General features: G+C 73.0%; 1 protein-coding gene. It reads left to right on the top strand.

Annotated elements, in window-relative coordinates:
• Positions 1 to 4,876: non-ribosomal peptide synthetase (locus AOK09_RS31555; RefSeq protein WP_157876109.1), on the top strand; the 4,876-nt coding region annotated here is incomplete at both ends.

Genomic DNA, 4,876 nt, shown 5'->3' with positions numbered 1-4,876 from the left:
GGCGGTGGTGGCGCGTGAGGATGCTCCGGGGGATGTCCGCTTGGTCGCCTACGTCGTCCCCACCCCTGACTCCGACCCCCTCGCCCTGGCCGTCCTGCCGACCGCGGTACGGGAGTACGTCGCGGAGCGGCTGCCGGAGTACATGGTCCCGTCCGCGGTGGTGGTGCTGGACGCGCTGCCGCTCACCGTCAACAAGAAGCTCGACCGCAAGGCCCTGCCCGCACCCACCTACACCGGCGGCGCGGGCCGCGGCCCGTCCACGCTCCAGGAGGAGATCCTCTGCGCGGTCTTCGCGCAGGTGCTGGGCGTGGAGAGCGTGGGCGTCGACGACGACTTCTTCGCCCTCGGCGGCCACTCCCTGCTGGCCACCCGGCTGGTCAGCAGGGTGCGGGTGGTACTGGGCGTGGAGGTGCCGCTGCGCACCCTCTTCGAGGCCCCGACCGTGGCGGGGCTCGCGGCGCGGCTGGCGGGGGAGGGCGAGGCCCGGCTGGCGCTGACCGCCGGTGAGCGCCCCGAGCGGGTGCCGCTGTCGTTCGCCCAGCGCCGGCTGTGGTTCATCGGCCAGCTGGAGGGCCCCGCCGCCACCTACAACATCCCCGTCGCCCTGCGGCTCTCGGGCGACGTGGACCAGCAGGCACTGGGCGCGGCACTGCGCGACGTCATCGCACGCCACGAGGTCCTGCGGACCACCGTCGCGACCGCCGACGGCGAGCCCTACCAGCACATCCACCACCCCGACGAGCTCGACTGGGAGCTGTCGACGGCCGACGTCGCCCCGGCGGAACTCGCCGAGGCGCTGGCACGCGCCGCGGGCCACGCCTTCGACCTCTCCCACGAGATACCGATCCGGGCGTCACTGCTGAGCAGCGGACCCGACGAGCGGATCCTCGTGGTGACCGTCCACCACATCGCCGGCGACGGCTGGTCGATGGGACCGCTGGCACGCGACGTGTCCGAGGCCTACGCGGCGCGGTGCGAGGGCCGGGCCCCGGCATGGGAGCCGCTGCCGGTCCAGTACGCCGACTACGCCCTCTGGCAGCGTGAGCTGCTCGGGGACGAGGCCGAGCCCGGCAGCGTCGTCAACCGCCAGGTCGCCTACTGGCGCGACACCCTGGCCGGCGCCCCCGAGGAGCTGGCGCTGCCCGTCGACCGCCCCCGTCCCGCGGTCGCGAGCTACCGGGGGCACGGAGTCCCCGTGGAGGTCCCGGCGGAGATTCACGCCCGCCTCGTCGAGGTGGCGCGGGCCGAGGGCGTGACCGTGTTCATGGTGCTGCAGGCCGCACTCGCGGTGCTGCTCTCCCGCCTGGGGGCCGGCACCGACATCCCCATCGGCGCCGTGGTGGCCGGACGCACCGACGAGGCGCTGGACGACCTGGTCGGCTTCTTCGTCAACACCCTGGTGATGCGGACCGACCTGTCGGGCGACCCGACGTTCCGGGAGACCCTCGCCCGGGTGCGCGAGGCGGGCCTGTCGGCCTACGCCCACCAGGACGTCCCCTTCGAGCGGCTGGTGGAGGAACTGTCCCCGAGCCGCTCCATGGCACGTCAGCCGCTGTTCCAGGTGGCACTGACGCTGCAGAACAACACCGAGGCGGTCGCCGAGCTCCCGGGCGTACAGGCCGACGGCGTGGCGGCCGGGGCCTCCACCGCCAAGTTCGACCTGGACCTCAGCGTTGCCGAGACCTTCGACGCCGAGGGCCGGCCGGCGGGCCTGCAGGGACTGCTGATCGCGGCGGCGGACCTCTTCGACGCCGAGACCGCCGAGCGGACGGCCCAGCGCTGGACCCGGACACTGGCCACCCTCGCCGCCGACCCGCAGACCCGGCTCAGCGAGGTGGACGTCCTCGACGACGACGAGCGCCGCCAGGTGCTCACCGTCTGGAACGACACCGCGCTCGACATCGCCGCGGACACCCTCCCGGAGGTGTTCGCCGCCCAGGCCGCCGCCACACCGCACGCGGTCGCGGTGGTGTGCGGCGAAGACGAGGTGTCCTACGCGGAACTGGACGCCCGGGCCAACCGGCTCGCACGGCTGCTGGTGGGCCACGGAGTGGGCCCGGAGTCGGTCGTCGCCGTCTGCATGGAACGCGGCACCGACATGGTGGCGGCGCTGCTCGGCGTACTCAGGGCAGGTGGCGCCTATCTGCCGATCGACCCCGAGTACCCCGCCGAGCGCGTGGACTACATGCTCCGGGACGCCGCACCCGTGGTGGTGCTGACCTCCCGGGCCACCGCCCCCGCGCTGCCGCACTCCGCGGCCGCCACCGTGGTCCTGGACTCGGCCGAGGTGGCGGAGGAGCTGTCCGCCCTGGCACCGCAGGCACCGGGCCCCGACGAGTGGGCGGCGCCGCTGCCCGGACACCCGGCCTATGTCATCTACACCTCGGGCTCGACCGGCCGGCCCAAGGGCGTGGTGGTGCCGCACGAGGGCCTGCGCAACCTGTACGGCTTCCACCGCGCGACGGTGATCACCCAGCCCGAGCCCCGCATGCGGGTGGCACTGACGGCCTCCTTCTCCTTCGACACCTCCTGGGAGGGGTTGATGTGGATGGTGGCCGGCCACGAACTGCACGTGATCGGCGACGACACCCGGCGGGACGCCTCCGCGCTGGTACGGCACATCGCAGCCCACGGCATCGACGTCCTGGACGTCACCCCCACCTATGCCGAGCAGCTGGTCGAGGAGGGGCTGCTGGCCGACCCCCGGCGCCGCCCCCGGGTCCTGCTGCTGGGCGGCGAGGCGGCCGGCAGCGCCCTGTGGGAGCGCGCACGGGAAGCCGACGGGACCCGGTGTGTGAACCTGTACGGCCCGACCGAGTGCAGCGTGGACACCCTCTGGTTCGACGCCGAGGAGAACGAGCGCCCGCTGGTCGGGCGCCCCGTCGCCAACACCCGGGCCTATGTGCTCGACGCCGGGCTGCGCCCGGTGGGCGCGGCCGTCGTGGGCGAGCTGTACCTGGCGGGCACCGGCCTGGCCCGCGGCTACCTCGGCCGGGCGGGACTGAGCGCCGAGCGCTTCGTGGCCTGCCCCTTCGAGCCCGGCGACCGCATGTACCGGACGGGCGACCTGGTGCGCTGGGACCGGGCGGGGCGGCTGGAGTACCTCGGCCGCGCCGACGACCAGGTGAAGATCCGCGGGTTCCGCATCGAACTCGGTGAGGTCGAGGCGGCGGTCGCCGCCCATGCGTCGGTGGCGCAGGCCGCGGCCGTCGCCCGCGACGACGCCCCCGGCGGCACCCGCCTGGTGGCGTACGTGGTGCCGGTCGAGGGCGGCGCGGTGGACGCGGCCGCGGTGCGGGAGTTCGTCGGCGGTCGGCTGCCGGCCTACATGGTTCCCTCGGCGGTGGTGGTGCTGGACGCGCTGCCGCTGTCGGTCAACGGGAAACTCGACCGCAAGGCCCTCCCCGCGCCGGACTACTCCGCGGCGGCAGGAGCCGGACGGGCCCCCTCCAGCGTGCAGGAGGAGCTGCTGTGCGGGGTGTTCGCCGAGGCGCTGGGCCTGGAGAGCGTGGGGGTGGAGGACGACTTCTTCGCGTTGGGTGGTCATTCGCTGCTGGCGGTGCGGCTGATCAGCCGGGTGCGGGTGGTGCTGGGTGTGGAGGTGTCACTGTGGGCGCTGTTCGAGGCGCCGACGGTGGCGGGGCTCGCGGTGCGGCTGGGTGGGGCGGACCAGGCCCGGCTGGCGCTGACCGCGGGCGAGCGCCCGGAGCGGATCCCGCTCTCCTTCGCCCAGCGCCGGCTGTGGTTCGTGCAGCAGTTGGAGGGGCCGAGTGCGACCTACAACGTGCCGGTGGCGCTGCGGCTGACGGGCGCGGTGGACCACGAGGCGCTGAACGCCGCCTTCCTGGACGTCCTCGCACGCCACGAGGTACTGCGCACGATCTTCGGGGTCGCCGACGGCGAGCCCTACCAGCGCGTCCTGGAGCCGGCGGACCTGGCCTGGGGCCTCCGCGCCGTGGAGCTGTCTCCCGCTGACGGTCCGTCGGCGCTCGAGGAGGCGGTGGCGGAGGCTGCGGGGTATGCGTTCGACCTCTCCGCCGAGATCCCCATCCGGGCCTCGCTGTTCTCGGCCGGCCCGGACGAGCATGTGCTGTCGGTGACGGTTCATCACATTGCTGGTGACGGCTGGTCGATGGGGCCGTTGGCGCGTGATGTGTCGGTGGCGTATGCGGCGCGGTGTGAGGGGCGGGCTCCGGTGTGGGAGCCGTTGCCGGTGCAGTATGCGGACTATGCGCTGTGGCAGCGTGAGTTGCTGGGTGACGAGCGGGATCCGGGGAGTGTGGTTTCGCGGCAGTTGGCGTACTGGCGTGGGGTGTTGGGGGGTGCTCCGGAGGAGTTGGAGTTGCCGTTTGATCGTCCGCGGCCGGTGGTGGCGAGTCATCGGGGTCACAGTGTGCCGTTGGAGGTGTCGGCGGAGGTTCATGCGCGTCTGGTGGAGGTGGCGCGGGCCGAGGGTGTGACGGTGTTCATGGTGTTGCAGGCGGCGTTGGCGGTGTTGTTGTCGCGGTTGGGTGCGGGTGAGGATGTGCCGATCGGGTCGCCGGTGGCGGGTCGTACGGATGTGGCGTTGGACGATCTGGTGGGGTTCTTCGTCAACACGTTGGTGATCCGTACGGATCTGTCGGGTGATCCGACGTTCGGTGAGGTGTTGGGGCGGGTGCGGGAGGCGAGCCTGTCGGCGTTCGCGCACCAGGACGTCCCCTTCGAGCGGCTGGTGGAGGAGTTGTCGCCGAGCCGGTCGATGGCCCGGCACCCGCTCTTCCAGGTCGTCCTCACCAAGCAGAACACCATCGACGCCGTCCTGGACCTGGAGGGAGTGCAGGCCGACGGTGTGTCGTCCGGGGCTGCAGCAGCCAAGTTCGACCTCGATGTGATG

Source organism: Peterkaempfera griseoplana (assembly GCF_001418575.1).
Taxonomy (GTDB): domain Bacteria; phylum Actinomycetota; class Actinomycetes; order Streptomycetales; family Streptomycetaceae; genus Peterkaempfera; species Peterkaempfera griseoplana.
This window is presented reverse-complemented; position numbering and strand designations above follow the sequence as displayed.